Raw genomic sequence first — 15452 nt, forward strand, 5'->3', positions numbered from 1 at the left:
CGGTATTACGGCGATTGAAGGGGATGAGAATTAGAGAAAGGTTGTTGATTTTATGGGGTAAGGGGCCGATGATAATTGCGGGTTGTCACAAGATTGACAACCTTTAATAAATTAGAAAAAACGGATGGATGGATGGAGATGGAACCCAATGGCGCCACCACGCGATTGTACGCCGCTGCATGCCTGTTCCGGGCGTGCCGTCTTTCCCCGCGCACCGCGCATCCGGCAGGATGCCACATGGCGGGTCACCGCTGAACGCAAGGCGCGGCGCCGCGTTTCCCTCTTTCGCACCCCGGCATGCCTCGCGCTGCGTACCCCGTACCGGCGTCCGTTCCGGGCCGATGGCGTTGCTGCCGATTTCTCCGTCACGTTGCGCTGCCCGGCAATTGCCTGGCGATTGGTATTGTCGTCCCTGAGGGCTGATACCAATCCGCTCATTCCTGACAAGCGTATTGGCCGGGTATTCCAATTGGCGCTTTCCGCCAATTGGCTGCATGGCGATGCTGACTCCGTAGATTCCAATTCGATTACATCCGCCATCCGCGATTGGAAGCAATTGCCGAAATTGCGGGCGATGAACGATGCAGCGGCCTCCCAGGGCGGCGCTGCCCCCATTGGCGCCCCAGCGCGCTTTCCCTTCGGTTGAACGAATTTCGGCGGCATCCGCTGCCGGATAGCAGGTGGTCCAGCACTGCCTGTCTTGCCATATCCGTGCCCCCGGGCCCCGGATCTTTGCAAAGCGTATCGATGGCCTCTCCGCCATGCAGAACGGGGCGGGGCAGTTGGCCATCACTGATAGAGGATGGAGTGAGAATGTTAAACAAAGCCAAAGGGCGCGCGCGTCATGCCGTCCTGATCACCTTGTTGTCGCTGTCGGCCGGCGTTTTCGCCGCGCCGGCCTGGCAGGAAGGCAATACCTATTCCGCCGGCACCGTGGTCAGCTACAACGGCCATGACTACAAGGCCCTGGTGAGCCACACCGCTTATGCCGGTGCGAACTGGAACCCCGCCGCCACGCCGACACTGTGGCAGGATCTGGGCGTGACCACCGGCACCACGCCGACCCCGACCCCGGTCACTCCCACCCCGGCCGTGACCCCGACGCCGACCCCCGTCGTCACCCCGACCCCGAGCGTCACGCCCACGCCGTCCACCTCCACCTGCTACCAGGCCTGGACCAGCAGCGGCGTCTACAACGGCGGTGCGCGCGTGACCTACAACGGCGTGAACTACGAAGCCAAATGGTGGACGCAAGGCGACAACCCGGCGCAGTCCGGTGAGTGGGGCGTGTGGAAGAACCTGGGTAACTGCTCGGGTGGCACCACCCCGACGCCGACCCCGGTGACGCCCACGCCGACGCCGGTCACCCCGACGCCGACCCCCGTCACGCCGACGCCGACGCCGGTCACGCCGACGCCGACCCCTGTGACGCCGACGCCGGGTATTGCCCGTCAGGCCGGTTCGTACTTCGCACAATGGGGCGTGTATGGCCGTGGCTACGAAGTGGCGGACATCGCCAGCTCCGGCGCCGCAGCCAAGCTCACCTTCATCAACTATGCCTTCGGCAACCTGTACCAGAAGAATGGCGGCTACGAGTGCGCCACCGGCATCGACAAGCTGGAACAAGGGGCGACCAACCCGAATGCGCCGGACGCCGGCACCGGCGGCGACGCCTGGGCCGACTACGGCCGCACCCCGGCCCGCCTGGTCGATCCGAGCAAGCCGTACACCTGGGATTCGCCCGTTGCCGGTAACTTCGGCGAACTGAAGGCGCTGAAGGGCAAGTACCCGAACCTGAAGGTGCTGATCTCGCTGGGCGGCTGGACCTGGTCCAAGTGGTTCTCGGCCGCGGCCAAGACCGATGCGCTGCGCAAGCAACTGGTGACGTCGTGCATCGACACCTTCATCAAGGGCAACCTGGCCAGCTACAGCGGCCGTGGTGGTCCTGGCACCGGTGCCGGCATCTTCGACGGTATCGATATCGACTGGGAATTCCCGGCCGTGATCGGTCAGCCGTACAACACCGTTGCGCCGGAAGACAAGCAGAACTTCACGCTGTTGCTGGCCGAGTTCCGCAAGCAGCTCGACGCGCTGGGTGGCGGCCACAAGCTGCTGACGGTGGCGATCGGCGCCGGCAAGGACAAGATCGACCAGACCGAACCGGCCAAGTACAGCCAGTACCTCGACTGGATCAACGTCATGACCTACGACTTCCACGGTGGCTGGGATGCGCAGGGCCCGACCAACTTCCAGTCGCACCTGTACCCGGATCCGGCCGATCCCTCGATCGGTGTCTCGCGCAGCTACAACATCAGCGACGCGATCACCGCATTGAAGGCTGCCGGTGCACCGGGCAACAAGCTGATCGTCGGTATCCCGTACTACGGTCGCGGCTGGACCGGCGTGGCTGCCGGCGGCAACAACGGTCTGTACCAGGCCGCCACCGCACCGGCTCGCGGGACGTACGAAGCCGGCATCGAGGACTACAAGGTGCTGAAGAACGCAGCCGGCACCGTGTACGTCCACCCGGTGACCAAGCAGTCGTACAAGTACGACGGCACCAACTGGTGGAGCTACGACACCCCGGCGGTGATCCAGACCAAGATCGACTACGTGAAGTCGCAAGGCCTGGGCGGGATGTTCAGCTGGTCGCTCGACGGTGACCTGAACGGTGAACTGACCGGCGTGATGAGCGCTGTGAAGTAAGCCGGAACACCGGTATTGCCCCGCCCCGGCAACGGGGCGGGGCATTTGGCGCGGCGCGTTTTCCGACAGGGAAGGGCGCCGCCCATTCGCCCGACCACGGCATCAGACCGTAGCGGGCAAACCTGCCAAGCAGGTTGGGGACGGTTTCGCCGGCCATGCCGCTGGAGCCCCTGAGCAAACGCCGGACAGGCGTCATTCAAACGAGATGGAGTGAGCAATATGAACCGTAACAATCGCAATCCTCGCCGATTGCTGGTGGCCGGCCTGGTGGCGCTGTTTACCGCCGCCGGACTGTACGCTGCCCCCTGGGCGGAAGGCAGTACCTATTCCGCCGGCACCATCGTGCAATACAACGGCAAGAACTATAAGGCGCTGGTGACCCACACCGCCTATGTCGGCACCAACTGGAATCCCGCCGCCACGCCCACGCTGTGGCAGGAAGTGGCCGTCACGCCGACCCCGACGCCCACACCCGTGGTGACGCCGACCCCGACCGTCACCCCCACCCCCATCGTCACGCCGACCCCGGTGGTGACCCCGACTCCCACGCCGGTGGTGACACCCACCCCGACGCCCGTGGTGACGCCGACCCCGACGCCGGTCGTCACTCCCACGCCCACCCCGGTGACGCCGACTCCGCCCGCAGGCACCTGCCCGACCTGGGCGCCCGGCCTGTCGATCACCGCCGGTTCGTCGCTGCTGTACAACGGCAAGAGCTACAAGGCCCTGGTCACCCATACCGCGCAGGCCGGCTGGGATCCAGCCAGCGTCGCCGCGCTGTTCCAGCCCGACACCGCATGTGGCGGCACCACGCCGACCCCGACCCCGGGCGGCCCCACCCCGACGCCTGCGCCGACCACGCCGTTCTGCGCACCGGAATGGGCAGCCACCAAGATCTACCCGAAGGGCAAGGTCGTCGGCTACAAGGGCGCCGCGTATGAGGCACTGGTCGATACCTATGCCATTCCGCCCGACAGCACGGTCTACACCAACCAGTGGAAGCTGGTCGGCGTGCCCAATGGCGATCTCTGCCCGGTATCCGTGCCGAACAACATCAACTACGGCACCGCGCAGCCGGTGACCGGCAACGCGAACTCCGGCGTGGTCAAGCCCGCGGGCGCCGTCAGCGCCACCCGCATTGCCAATACCGCGTCCACCGCGCCGGCCGGCACGCGCGGCGGCATCAACCCTGCCACCGATCCGGGTGGCAACCATCCGGGCTTCGATGCCGATACCGGCGGCCGCGTCGCCAAACTGCCCCCCGGCACGCTGACCACGCAGCACAACGTCTACAGCACCGCCGCTGGCCAGGAACGCGTGGCCTACCTGGGCGACTGGGCGATCTATGGCCGCCGCTTCGACTTCAGCAAGCTGCCGGTGAAGAACCTGGACCGCCTGGTGTACGGCTTTGCGGGCATCTGCTTCCCCGCCGCCAAGAACACCCAGGACCCGGGTTTCCCGACCACCGCGCCGGCCGCGGTCAACCGGACCTGCGGCCTGGGCACCACCAAGCTGCCGGACGGCGCGATGGCGATGGCCGACTACGAAGCCGCATTCCTGCGTAACCAGCCGGGCGGCCAGACCGCCAAGATTTCCGGCATCGAAGGGATGTACGAGATCGGCAAGGACGACGTGGGCGGTGTGTTCGGCGTGCTGTACAACCTGCGCAAGGCCAATCCGAATCTGAAGCTCGATCTGTCGGTGGGTGGCTGGACGCTGTCCGAGGGTTTCCCGTGGATGGCTTCCGATGCCACGCGGCGCAAGGTGTTCGTCGATTCCATCGTTGCGTTCCTGGAGCGCTACGACTTCGACGGCATCGACATCGACTGGGAATACCCCGCCAGCGACGGCGCGGTGCCTGGCATGGCGCGTCCCGACGATCCGCAGAACTACCTGCAACTGCTGAAGGATCTGCGCGCGGCGCTGGACTGGCTCACCGTCAAGACCGGCAAGAAGTATCGCCTGTCGTCGGCGATCCCGGCCACGCAGGGCAAGATCGACAAGCTGGCCTGGACCGAAATCAACAAGTACCTCGACCGGCTGTACGTGATGACCTACGACCTGACCGGTGCGTGGGAACGCAACATCAGCCATCACACCCCGCTCTACAACAACCCGAACGCCAATGGCTCGTCCACCGGCTCGTCGGCGAGCTGGATGATCGAGTACCTGAACCGCCAGTACGGCGTGCCGTTCAACAAGATGATGATCGGCGTGGCCAACTACCACCGCTCGAAAGCCATCCTGCCGGGCGACATCACCGAGTACACCAACGGCCTGAAGGGTGATTCCAGCTTTGGCGATCCGAACTGGAGCGGCATGGCGTTCATCACCGGCATCGCCGGCGTGGGGAGCTGGGAAGCAGGCGTGGTCGAAGGCTACGACCTCTACCAGAACTATCTGGATCGCGAGATCAAGCCCCGTAACGGCTACCACCTCTACACCGACAAGCAGTCCAACGCCGACTTCGCGGTGAACCCGATCGGGGCCAGCGGCTGGTCGTACATCTCGCTGGAAACGCCGCGCACCGCCGGCCTGAAGGCGCAGTACGCCAAGGACAAGGGCCTGGCCGGGGTGTTCTTCTGGCAGATCGAACAGGACAACGGCTACAACCTGAACGCCGTGAATCACGTGCTCGGCAACACGCTGGTGAGCGACGTGGCGGACGGCAAGCCGCAAGACCAGATCGCCACCTGCGGCGAGAACGTCACCGCGGCCGAGTGCAAGGAGCTGATCAAGTCGATCAAGTAAAGCGTTTTTGAAGCCGCCAGCCCCGCTCCCGATTTCGGGGCGGGGCGCCGGCTTTTGGTCGGGAGCGCGCCGGTGCGCGCCACCCATTGCAGTGCCCATAAGGAGGATGGAGAGTGAAGTACCCCAATAAATTGATGACCCGTATCCTGGCCAGCGCGGTCTTCGCGCTGGGTGTGATGGCCGCGCATGCCGCGCCGGCCTGGCAGGAAGGGAACACCTACGCCGCCGGCACGGTGGTGAGCTACAACGGCCACGACTACAAGTCGCTGGTGACGCATACTGCCTATGCGGGCGCCAACTGGAACCCGGCCGCCACGCCGACGCTGTGGCAGGACCTGGGTGTCAGCACCGGCACGCCGACGCCGACGCCCACGCCGACGGTCACCCCGACTCCGACGCCGGTGGTGCCGACGCCGACTCCGGTCGTGACCCCGACGCCCACGCAGGTGGTCACCCCGACGCCTTCCGCCTGCTACCAGACCTGGAACAGTGGCTCGGTCTACACCGGCGGCCAGCGCGTGACCTACAACGGCGTGAACTATGAAGCCAAGTGGTGGACGCAAGGCGACAACCCGGCGCAATCGGGCGACTGGGGCGTGTGGAAGAACATCGGCAACTGTGGCAGCACCACGCCGACGCCGGTGACGCCGACCCCCGTCACGCCGACCCCGACGCCGGTCACCCCGACGCCGACCCCGGTGACCCCGACGCCGACGCCCGTCACACCCACCCCGACTCCGGTGACCCCGACGCCGACGCCTGGTAGTGACGGCCTGCCCAAGCATGTGCTGGTCGGCTATCTGCACGCCAGCTTCGCCAATGGCTCGGGTTATATCCGCATGGCGGACGTATCGGATGCCTGGGACGTGATCAACCTGTCGTTCGCCGAGCCGACTTCGTCGACCAGCGGCCAGGTCGCGTTCAAGCAGTGCCCGGCCACCGAGTGTCCCAACGTCGAATCCGAAGCCGAATTCATCGCCGCCATCAAGGCCAAGCAGGCCAAGGGCAAGAAGGTGCTGATCTCGATCGGTGGCGCCAACGGCCAGGTGCGCCTGGAAAGCCCCTCCGCCGCGACCGCCTTCGTCAATTCGGTGTCGGCCATCATCGACAAGTACGGCCTGGATGGCCTGGATGTGGACTTCGAAGGTCACTCGCTGCAACTGAACGCGGGGGACAACGATGTCGCCAACCCGACCTCGCCGGTGATCGTCAACCTGATCAGCGCGCTGAAGCAGTTGAAGGCCAAGTACGGCAGCAAGTTCACGCTGACCATGGCGCCGGAAACCTTCTTCGTACAACTGGGCTACAGCTTCTACGGCGGCACCTGCTCCGGCTGCGACACCCGCGCTGGCGCCTACCTGCCGGTGATCTACGCCCTGCGTAACGATCTGACGCTGCTGCACGTGCAGGACTACAACTCCGGCCCCATCACCGGGCTGGACAACCAGTACCACACGATGGGCAACGCGGACTTCCACGTCGCAATGACCGACATGTTGTTGAAGGGCTTCAAGGTGGCTGGCACCAACTTCAACTTCCCGGCGCTGCGTCCGGAGCAGGTGGCCATCGGCCTGCCGGCCAATGGCAATGCGGGCGGCGGCTTCACCAGCGTGGCGGATGTTCACACCGCGCTGAACTGCCTGATGAAGGCCACCAGCTGCGGCAACTACAAGCCTTCGGCCAGCTACCCCAACATGCGCGGCCTGATGACGTGGTCGATCAACTGGGACAAGTTCAACAACTTTGAATTCTCGACCCAGCATCGCGCGTACTTCAACGCCATGCCTTGATGGCTTAGCAGCATCGGCCCGGCGCAAGCCGGGCCCATAAGCGCCGAGGACAACCCCTCCTGGCGGCATCGTGTTCACGGGTCGTACCACGTGTTCGCGCTGCTTGTCGGGATGTCTTGCCGGGTGTTGTCACCGGCGCGCAAAAAGCCGCCACCGATCCGGGGGCGATGACGCCGAGCGGTCGGCCCGTCATCGCTTCCGGACCGGGAGCGCGGTTCCGGCGGAAAGACCCATCAGGGCGCCGCCACCCCCATTCGGGATATGGAGAGTGTGAAATGCAGAGCGTAATCAAGGCACGCCATCGGCGTGTGCTGGGCGGGCTGTTGTTCGCCCTGACCATCATGGCCGCGCAGGCCGCACCCGCCTGGCAGGAAGGCAGCAGCTACGCGGCCGGTGCCGTGGTCAGCTACAACGGCCACGACTACCAGGCGCTGGTTGCCCACACCGCCTATGCCGGCGCCAACTGGAACCCGGCCGCGACGCCGACGCTCTGGCGCGATCTGGGCGCCAGCAGTGGTGGCAATCCCACCCCGACTGCGACGCCCACCGCGACGCCGGTACCGACACCGACCCGAACACCCACCCCGAACACCACGCCCGCGCCCGCCACCTGCTATGTGGCCTGGAGCAGTGGCGCGGTCTACAACGGCGGCGCGCGAGTGACCTACAACGGCGTGAACTACGAAGCCAAGTGGTGGACACAGGGCGACAACCCCGCCCAGTCGGGCGAGTGGGGGGTGTGGAAGACGCTGGGCAACTGCGGCGCGACCACGCCGCAACCCACGCCGACCCCGCCACCCACGGCTACGCCGACGCCACGACCCACGCCTACCCCCACGCCCTCCTGCGCCGACTGGACCGCCAGCGGCAGCTATGGCGAAGGCACCGTGGTGCGCTATCAGGGCCAGAACTATCGGGCGCTGCTGCCGCATACGCTGGGGCCGGGCATCAACTGGGTACCGTCGAACTCGCCGCTGCTCTGGCAGGCGGGCGGCACGTGCCCCGGCACCGCGGCCACGCCGCCGCGATTCGCGGCGCCACCGGCGACCTGGCAGGAGCACTGGTTCGAGCATCAGCAGAACATGGCGCTGATCGCTTACAACGACACCGTCGCCATCTACTTCGATGCCGAGGTGAATCGCGACGCCGGTAAGTGGATGCTGCCGTACCTGACCCGGATGTGGCAGTACGCGCAGAAAACCTACGGTACGGCGCTGAGCACTGATCGCCTGTATTCGCTGCATCACGAAAGCAAGTACTGGGGCGGCCATCCCTCCACCGTTTACGACGCCTCGCACGACTACCGCAATGTCAGCGATGTGGGGGGCGGTAACTGGATCAATCCGCAGTACGAGGTGGTCACGCACGAGACGGGGCACGTGGTCGAATCGATCGCCAGCGGCAAGCATGGTTCACCCGCCTTCCCATTGTGGGGCGACAGCAAGTGGATGGAGTTCTACATCTACGACGCCTACGTCGCGCTCGGCATGACCCAGCAGGCCAGCGATGTCTACAACCGCTGGATCGTCGGAAGCGACAGTTTCCCGCGTGCCGGCACCTACTGGTTCCGCGACTGGTTCTACCCGTTGTGGCGTGACCATGGCCATGCGCAGGTGATGGTGAAGTACTTCCAGTTGCTGGGGCAGTACTTCCCCAACAACGGTCGCGACTACACCCGCAACCTGAACTGGGGCGAGTACATCCACTTCATGAGTGGCGCCGCCGGCAAGGATCTCAAGCCGATGGCGACGCAGGCCTTCGGCTGGCCGGCCGAGCGGGAAGCCCAGTTCCAGCAGGCGAAGCGGGATTTTCCGAACATCCGCTACTGAGCGGATTCACCGTCGCCGGCGCCGGTACGGGCCGGCGGCGGGCATGACGCAGTACGTCAATCACAAGGAGGATGGAGACGATGAAACAGCAAACCTCGCGCATGACGCGACTGCTGCTGGCCGCAGTACTGGCCGGTGGCGTGATGGTCGCGCACGCCGCGCCGGCCTGGCAGGAAGGGAACACCTACGCCGCCGGCACGGTGGTGAGCTACAACGGCCACGACTATAAGTCGCTGGTGACGCATACCGCCTATGCGGGCGCCAACTGGAACCCGGCCGCCACGCCGACGCTGTGGCAGGACCTGGGTGTCAGCACCGGCACGCCGACGCCGACCCCCACGCCGACGGTCACCCCGACGCCGACGCCGACCCCGGTCGTGACCCCGACGCCCACGCAGGTGGTCACCCCGACGCCGACGCCTTCCACCTGCTATCAGGCCTGGACCAGCGGCGGTGTCTACACCGGTGGCGCCCGCGTGACCTACAACGGCGTGAATTACGAAGCGCGGTGGTGGACGCAAGGCGACAACCCGGCGCAGTCGGGCGAATGGGGTGTCTGGAAAAACATCGGCAACTGTACCGGTGGCGTTACGCCGACCCCGACGCCGGTGACGCCGACTCCCACACCGGTGACCCCGACGCCCACCCCCACCACGCCGACTCCCACGCCGGTATCGTCGATCCGCTTCGCGCCGTACATCGACGTGAGTGGCAGCATGGATCTGTCGGCCTGGGCGCAGGCCACGGGCGGGCGCTATGTCTCGCTGGCGTTCTTCAACTCGGCGGGCGGTTGCAACGGTGGCTGGCCGACCGGCGAAGCGGGCCTCCTCAGTCAGGCCAACTCGCTCAAGGCGTTCGGCGGCAATGTGATCGTGTCCTCGGGTGGCTGGAATGCCAACGACCTGGCGCGTAGCTGCACTGACGCCTCCGCGCTGGCAACCACCTACGAGAACGTGCTGGATCGCTTCGGCACCAACCGTCTGGACCTCGACCCCGAAAATGCCCCGGGCAACAACAACCTGGAGCAGGCCGTGGTCGATCGCCGCAATGCCGCGGTGAAGATCCTGCAGGATCGCGCCAAGGCCAAGGGCAAGACCGTGTTCGTGTCGTACACCCTGGGGGTGAACCCGGACGGCGGTTTCAACGGCGAGAACCTGTACGTGCTGCAATCGGCCAAGAATGCCGGCGTCGAGGTCAGCCTGGTCAATCCGATGATCATGGATTACTACGACGGCGTTTCCGGTAACCAGATGGGCGCCCGCTCGATCCTGGCGTTGCAGAAGGTGCATGCCCAGATCAAGAACCTGTGGCCCGGCAAGACCGATGCCCAGTACTGGGGCATGTTGTCGGCCACCGCGATGATCGGTCAGAACGACACCCCCGTCGAAGTGTTCACTCTCGCCGATGCACGCCTGGTGCGCGACTTCGCCAGGCAGCAGGGGATGGGGATGCTGACCTTCTGGTCGCTGGGCCGTGACAACGGTAACTGCGCCGGCAGCACCGTCGCCAACTGGCAGTGCAGCGGTATCGTGCAGAACCAGTGGGACTTCAGCCGGATCTTCATGGACTTCTAACCGAGAGTGCTGAGTCGGCCTTCGTCTTGATGACGAAGGCCGACTCATTTTGTGCATGTCTGGGCATAAATGCGCGCATCGTCGCGCAATGGCGATTTTCTGACACCCGCTGGTATGCGAATGTCCTGACAAGTGAGCCGGATAACACTCGGAATATGCCGATAATCGTTGGATTTCACCGTATGAACGGATTTATCCAGCAAGTATCTGTTTTTTCTAATTTTCCCGGCGTGTCCAGGCGATTGACATGCCTTACAGCGCGGCGTAAACAGAGAGCGCACGGCAGGTGACCCCGTCAACCGGCCGACTAGACGAAAAACCATGGATGGAGGAATCCAATGAACGCACGTATCACCCCCCGGGTGAGCCGGCTGCTGGCCGCGCTCGTCGTTGCATGTGGCGTCATGGCCGCGCACGCCGCGCCCGCCTGGCAGGAAGGCAGCACCTACAACGCCGGTGCCGTGGTGACCTACAACGGTCACGACTACAAGGCACTGGTCACCCATACCGCCTATACCGGCGCCAACTGGAACCCCGCTTCCACGCCGACGCTGTGGCAGGACCTGGGTGTGACGACCGGCACCCCGACGCCGACACCGACCCCCGCCGTCACCCCGACGCCCACTCCGGTGGTGCCGACCCCGACGCCGATCGTGACGCCCACCCCGACTCAGGTGGTGACCCCGACTCCCGCGAACACCGCTTGCTATCAGGCCTGGGCTGCCGGTTCGGTCTACAACGGCGGTGCCCGTGTGACCTACAACGGCGTGAATTACGAAGCCAAGTGGTGGACGCAGGGCGACAACCCCGCTCAATCGGGCGATTGGGGCGTGTGGAAGAACCTGGGCAACTGCGGCAGCACCACGCCGACGCCAGTGGTGACCCCCACCCCGACGCCGGTCGTGACGCCGACGCCGACCCCCGTGGTCACCCCGACGCCGACTCCGGTCGTAACGCCGACCCCGACGCCGGTGGTCACTCCCACCCCGACCCCGGTCGTGACGCCGACTCCGACACCGATCCCGGGCAACGATGGCCTGCCCAAGCATGCGCTGATCGGTTACTGGCACAACTTCACCAACCCGGCAGGCCCGACCATGCGCATCCGCGACGTGTCGGATGACTGGGACGTGATCATGCTGTCGTTCGGTGAAGATGCCGGTAACGGCAATGTGACCTTCACGCTGGACGCCAACGGCGGTACCGAGGCCGAGTTCATCGCCGACATCGCCGCCAAGCGCGCCAAGGGCAAGAAGGTGGTGCTGTCGCTGGGTGGCCAGGAAGGCCGGATGACGTTGAACACCACGGAAAACGTGAACAACTTCGTCAACAGCCTGTACAACCTGATCAACAAGTACGGCCTGGACGGTATCGACCTGGATCTGGAAAGCGGCGCGGGTGTGGTGCTCGGTACTCCGATCATCAACAACCTGATCACCGCGATGAAGCAACTGAAGGCCAAGGTCGGCCCGACGTTCTATCTGTCGATGGCGCCGGAGCACCCGTACGTGCAGGGCGGCTACGTGGCGTACTCCGGTATCTGGGGGGCCTACCTGCCGATCATCGATGGTCTGCGCGACGATCTGACCATGATCCACGTGCAGTACTACAACAACGGTGGCCTGTGGACGCCGTATGGCCAGCTCAACGAAGGCACGGTCGATGGTCTGGTCGGCGGCAGCCTGATGCTGATCGAAGGCTTCAAGACCGTTGGTGGCGCGGGTTGGGAATTCAAGGGCCTGCGTCCGGACCAAGTGGCCTTCGGGGTACCGAGCGGCCGCAGTTCGGCCAACACCGGCTTCGTGACCACCGATGTGATCAACAAGTCGATGAACTGCCTGACCAAGCTGGTCGATTGCGGCACCGTCAAGCCGAAGCAGGCCTATCCGACCACGCGTGGCGTGATGACCTGGTCGATCAACTGGGACAAGCACGACGGCTACAACTTCTCCGCGCCGGTGAAGAGCCACCTGAAGACTCTGCCGTAATCCCGGCGGAGTGTGGTAAGAAAAACCGGGGCCCTGGCCCCGGTTTTTTCATGTGCAACAGCAGAGGACTGCCGGTGCGATCTCAGTTGCTGCTGGGACCGCCACGCATCTGGATGCGCATCATCACGTTGTCCGGCTTTTCGTCGTTGGGCACGTTGAGGTTGCGGTATTGAGGCGGGGCATTGGCGACAGTGGAGTCGTTCTCGCTGAGCGTGGAAGCGTCATCGGCGAAAGCAGGCACCGTGCTCAGCGCAAGCAAGCCGGCAAGCAAGCCGATCGTAGCTGTACGTACCATGATTGATCTCCTAGTGGTCCGGGAAAGGACTCCACTATGAGAGATCGTGAGCGGCGTTGGTTCCGGGATGAACGGTAGCGCCGATCAGTGGATGAGCATTTCGGCCGTGTATCGAAATGGCCTGTCAATTTCACCGCCATTGACCTATTTCAAGGAAATTTGCCTGGCTAGGGTTCGCCCCGATGGCGGTAGCGCGGTGGATGCCTAGCATGCCTGGATGGAATCCACTTCATTTCTTTCTGCCTTCGTCCTGCTGCTGCTGGTGACCGACCCATTCGGCAGCCTGCCGATCTTCGTTTCCCAGATGCGCAACGTGGCGCCACAGCGACGTACGATCGTGGTGGTCCGCGAAATTGCCGTGGCGTTTTGCGTGCTGTTCGCCTTCATGCTGTTCGGACGGCAGTTCCTGCATGTGATGCATCTGTCGGAAACGTCCCTGGGCATCGCGGGCGGCGTGATCCTGTTCCTGATCGCGCTGCGCATGGTGTTTCCGGCGCCACATGGCAACGGTGCCGACCACCCGACGGACGAACCGTTCGTGGTACCGCTGGCGATTCCGCTCATCGCCGGGCCATCGGCGCTGGCGACGGTGCTGCTGCTGGTATCGCGCGAGCCGGCCCGGTTGTGGGAATGGGTGACCGCCCTGGCGCTGACCATGATCGTCTGCGCGCTGACGCTGGCTTTCGCGGAGAAGATCAGCCACTGGCTGGGCGAACGGGTGACCACGGCGTTCGAGCGCCTGATGGGGCTGGTGCTCACCGCGATCGCGGTCCAGATGCTGCTCGACGGCATCCGGGATTACATCTCCAGCCTTGTTTGAGTACGCGGCGGCCACACTGGCTGGCGCCGCTTGATCGCGAGCAGAGGGCGTGCCAAGGTTTGGCACTACAATCCTCGCCATTTTCCCGCATGCGAACCAGGAGCCATCGATGAACCAAGACGAAATGAAACGCGCCGCGGCCGAAGCCGCCATTGCCCATATTCCGGAAGACTGCATCGTCGGCGTTGGTACGGGGTCCACCGCCAATTACTTCATCGACGCGCTGGCGAAGATCAAGGGGCGCATCGTGGGCGCGGTATCGTCGTCGGAGGCGTCGGTGGCGCGCTTGAAGGGCCATGGCATCGCCGTGTTCGACCTCAATGGCATCGATGCGTTGCCCGTCTATGTGGACGGCGCGGACGAGATCAACCACCAGTTGCAGATGATCAAGGGCGGCGGTGCCGCGTTGACGCGCGAGAAGATCGTCGCCGCCGTGGCGGAACGCTTCGTCTGCATTGCCGACGAAAGCAAGTACGTCAGCGTGCTGGGACAGTTTCCGCTGCCGGTGGAAGTGATTCCGATGGCGCGCTCCTACGTGGCGCGCGAGCTGGTGAAGCTGGGTGGACATCCCGCCTATCGCGAGGGCGTGGTGACCGATAACGGCAACGTCATTCTCGATGTGCACGGGCTGTCGATCACCGAGGCCACCAAGCTGGAAACCGAGATCAACCAGATCGTCGGCGTGGTGACCAATGGCATCTTCGCGCGTCGGCGTGCCGATGTGCTGTTGCTGGGCACGCGCGACGGCGTCAAGACCTATAGCTGAACGGCGCCACATTCCGGCCGGGGGCGCTCGCCAAGGCAGGCGGGCGCCTCTACACTGATTGCCTGGGGCCCGTGCACACTGCGTCGCCATGACGATTCGATCATTCCGATGTGAACGGGTTTTGAAACATTTATGTAACCTGGACCTGCTAATTTGCCATGATCAGTAAGCCGGAGAAACGACGCATGTCCGAACATATTTCCAAGCAGTTCGATGCCGAGCTCGAAGCCATTCGTTCGAGCGTGCTGGGCATGGCCGGCTTGGTTGAAGAACAGGTTCGGCTGGCAATGCAGGCGCTTGCCACGGGCGACATGAGCATCATCGAAAAGGTGCTGGAGCAGGAAGACCGCGTGGACCAGATGCACCTGGATCTGGACGACATGTGTATCCACATGATCGCGCGTCGCCAGCCCGCCGCGGGTGACCTGCGGATGGTAATGACGGTGATCAAGTCGGTCGAGGATCTCGAACGCATCGGCGACAAGGCCTCCCGCATCTGCCAGCGCGCCAAGAACATCTACGAAGCCGGCAAGCTCCAGGTGCCGCGCTTTGCCGAACTGAATCACATCGCACAACAGGCGCTGGACATGCTTTCGCGCGCGCTGGATGCCTTTGCCCGGCTCGATGCCGTGCCCGCCACGGAGGTGAAGCGCGCCGACCAGGTGCTGGATGCGGAGTACCGCGGCCTGCAACGGCAATTGATCACCGTGATGATGGAAGACCCGCGTTCCATTTCGTTGACGCTGGATATCCTGTGGATCGCCAAGGCGATCGAGCGGATCGGCGATCTGGCGGTGAACGTGGCCGAGCAGGTGGTTTATCTGGTCAAGGGCCAGGACGTGCGCCACAAGAGCGTCGAAGAGATGGACCGCGTGGTGACGGCCTCGCCGAGCGAGTAACCCTGTCCTTCTGCGATCGAGGCGGCTTCGGCCG

General features: G+C 64.4%; 11 protein-coding genes. 10 read left to right on the top strand and 1 reads right to left on the bottom strand.

Annotation, left to right across the window (positions count from 1 at the left end; all coding sequences use genetic code 11):
• The first annotated feature begins 148 nt into the window (after nt 1–148).
• From FAZ21_RS11510 to FAZ21_RS11540, 7 genes are all read left to right on the top strand, one after another.
• Nucleotides 149–646, top strand: a complete 498-nt coding sequence (locus FAZ21_RS11510; protein ID WP_136773597.1) for a hypothetical protein — start codon at nt 149–151, stop codon at nt 644–646.
• Between the two features lie 167 nt (nt 647–813).
• A complete protein-coding gene (locus FAZ21_RS11515) occupies nt 814–2706 on the top strand; it encodes a glycosyl hydrolase family 18 protein (RefSeq protein WP_136773598.1) in 1893 nt (630 codons plus the stop codon).
• A gap of 219 nt (nt 2707–2925) precedes the next feature.
• Nucleotides 2926–5457, top strand: a complete 2532-nt coding sequence (locus tag FAZ21_RS11520) for a glycosyl hydrolase family 18 protein (protein WP_136773599.1) — start codon at nt 2926–2928, stop codon at nt 5455–5457.
• A 134-nt stretch (nt 5458–5591) separates the two neighbouring features.
• Nucleotides 5592–7247: a chitinase gene (locus FAZ21_RS11525; RefSeq protein WP_136773672.1), complete on the top strand. Its 1656-nt coding sequence runs from the start codon at nt 5592–5594 to the stop codon at nt 7245–7247.
• 275 nt (nt 7248–7522) lie between these two features.
• Nucleotides 7523–9076, top strand: coding sequence for a carbohydrate-binding protein (locus FAZ21_RS20860; RefSeq protein ID WP_246038613.1), 1554 nt, complete (start codon nt 7523–7525; stop codon nt 9074–9076).
• Between the two features lie 80 nt (nt 9077–9156).
• Nucleotides 9157–10650 (top strand): carbohydrate-binding protein, encoded by a 1494-nt coding sequence (locus tag FAZ21_RS11535; RefSeq protein WP_136773600.1) that lies wholly within the window; start codon nt 9157–9159, stop codon nt 10648–10650.
• A 338-nt stretch (nt 10651–10988) separates the two neighbouring features.
• Nucleotides 10989–12638, top strand: coding sequence for a chitinase (locus FAZ21_RS11540; RefSeq protein ID WP_136773601.1), 1650 nt, complete (start codon nt 10989–10991; stop codon nt 12636–12638).
• An 82-nt stretch (nt 12639–12720) separates the two neighbouring features.
• On the opposite strand, the gene FAZ21_RS11545 is transcribed toward FAZ21_RS11540, so the two are convergent.
• Nucleotides 12721–12933: a hypothetical protein gene (locus FAZ21_RS11545; protein ID WP_136773602.1), complete on the bottom strand. Its 213-nt coding sequence runs from the start codon at nt 12931–12933 to the stop codon at nt 12721–12723.
• A gap of 217 nt (nt 12934–13150) precedes the next feature.
• Here FAZ21_RS11545 and FAZ21_RS11550 point away from each other — a divergent pair, with 217 nt between their 5' ends.
• The 3 genes from FAZ21_RS11550 to phoU all read left to right on the top strand — a co-directional run bounded on the left by FAZ21_RS11550 (nt 13151) and on the right by phoU (nt 15418).
• Complete coding sequence (locus tag FAZ21_RS11550; protein WP_136773603.1) at nt 13151–13753, top strand: MarC family protein; 603 nt, start codon at nt 13151–13153, stop codon at nt 13751–13753.
• A 109-nt stretch (nt 13754–13862) separates the two neighbouring features.
• The gene (rpiA, locus tag FAZ21_RS11555) at nt 13863–14519 is read left to right on the top strand and encodes a ribose-5-phosphate isomerase RpiA (RefSeq protein WP_136773604.1); all 657 of its coding nucleotides are present in this window, start codon (nt 13863–13865) and stop codon (nt 14517–14519) included.
• A gap of 185 nt (nt 14520–14704) precedes the next feature.
• Nucleotides 14705–15418, top strand: coding sequence for a phosphate signaling complex protein PhoU (phoU, locus tag FAZ21_RS11560; protein ID WP_136773605.1), 714 nt, complete (start codon nt 14705–14707; stop codon nt 15416–15418).
• The last annotated feature ends 34 nt before the right edge of the window (nt 15419–15452 follow it).

Source organism: Chitiniphilus eburneus (assembly GCF_005048205.1).
Classification (GTDB): Bacteria; Pseudomonadota; Gammaproteobacteria; order Burkholderiales; family Chitinibacteraceae; genus Chitiniphilus; species Chitiniphilus eburneus.

Coding starts and splice junctions, on each gene's coding strand:
- FAZ21_RS11545 (WP_136773602.1), bottom strand. CDS start 12,933: ATGGTACGTACAGCTACGATCGGCTTGCTTGCCGGCTTGCTTGCGCTG.
- FAZ21_RS11535 (WP_136773600.1), top strand. CDS start 9,157: ATGAAACAGCAAACCTCGCGCATGACGCGACTGCTGCTGGCCGCAGTA.
- rpiA (WP_136773604.1), top strand. CDS start 13,863: ATGAACCAAGACGAAATGAAACGCGCCGCGGCCGAAGCCGCCATTGCC.
- FAZ21_RS20860 (WP_246038613.1), top strand. CDS start 7,523: ATGCAGAGCGTAATCAAGGCACGCCATCGGCGTGTGCTGGGCGGGCTG.
- FAZ21_RS11540 (WP_136773601.1), top strand. CDS start 10,989: ATGAACGCACGTATCACCCCCCGGGTGAGCCGGCTGCTGGCCGCGCTC.
- FAZ21_RS11525 (WP_136773672.1), top strand. CDS start 5,592: ATGACCCGTATCCTGGCCAGCGCGGTCTTCGCGCTGGGTGTGATGGCC.
- FAZ21_RS11550 (WP_136773603.1), top strand. CDS start 13,151: ATGGAATCCACTTCATTTCTTTCTGCCTTCGTCCTGCTGCTGCTGGTG.
- FAZ21_RS11515 (WP_136773598.1), top strand. CDS start 814: ATGTTAAACAAAGCCAAAGGGCGCGCGCGTCATGCCGTCCTGATCACC.
- phoU (WP_136773605.1), top strand. CDS start 14,705: ATGTCCGAACATATTTCCAAGCAGTTCGATGCCGAGCTCGAAGCCATT.
- FAZ21_RS11520 (WP_136773599.1), top strand. CDS start 2,926: ATGAACCGTAACAATCGCAATCCTCGCCGATTGCTGGTGGCCGGCCTG.
- FAZ21_RS11510 (WP_136773597.1), top strand. CDS start 149: ATGGCGCCACCACGCGATTGTACGCCGCTGCATGCCTGTTCCGGGCGT.